Origin of the sequence: Mesorhizobium sp. M7A.F.Ca.CA.002.05.1.1 (assembly GCF_003998335.1) — a bacterium.
In the GTDB taxonomy this organism is placed as follows: domain Bacteria; phylum Pseudomonadota; class Alphaproteobacteria; order Rhizobiales; family Rhizobiaceae; genus Mesorhizobium.
This window is the reverse complement of the sequence record NZ_RZQI01001509.1, coordinates 1-715: the sequence shown is the minus strand read 5'-3', so window position 1 is coordinate 715 and position 715 is coordinate 1. Positions and strand designations below refer to the sequence as shown.

Here is a 715-nt window from a genome sequence, read left to right as displayed (position 1 = left end):
CTGATGACCATGGCCGAGTTCGGCCAGTCGGTGGCGGTGACGCCGTTCACGCTGATGGGGGCGATGAGCCCGGTGACGCTGGCCGGGGCGCTGGCGCAGCAGAATGCCGAGGCGCTGTTCGGCGTCGTACTGACCCAGCTTGTCCGTCCGGGCGCGCCGGTCATGTATGGCGCCTTCACCTCCAATGTCGACATGAAGTCGGGCGCGCCGGCCTTCGGCACGCCTGAGAACACCAAGGCCAACATCGCTTCGGGGCAACTGGCGCGGCGCTACGGGCTGCCCTACCGCACGACGCCGGGCTCGGCCTCCAACGCCGCCGATGCGCAGGGCGCCTATGAGACGCTGATGGCGCTGTGGGGTGCGGTGCTCGGCCATGGCAACCTCGTCTACCACGCCGCCGGCTGGCAGGAGGGCGGGCTGACGGCGTCGTTCGAAAAACTCATCATCGATGTCGAGATGATCCAGCACATGATGGAGTTCTTGCGCCCGATCGAGGTCAACGAGGCCGAGCTTGCCGTCGAGGCTTTAGGCGCGGTGCCGACCGGCGGCCATTTCTTCGGTGAGCCGCACACGCTGGAGCGCTACGCCACCGCCTTCTATCAGCCGATGCTGTCCAACTGGCAGAATTACGAAGCGTGGCAGGAAGCCGGCGGGCTCGACGCCACTGCGCGCGCGACGCGGCTGTGGAAGAAGGCGCTGGAAGACTATGTCGAGC

1 protein-coding gene is annotated in these 715 nt (G+C 67.0%); it reads left to right on the top strand.

The annotated features are described in order from the left end of the window. On the top strand, nucleotides 1–715 hold a 715-nt coding region (locus tag EN939_RS36715; RefSeq protein WP_206528471.1), incomplete at both ends, for a trimethylamine methyltransferase family protein.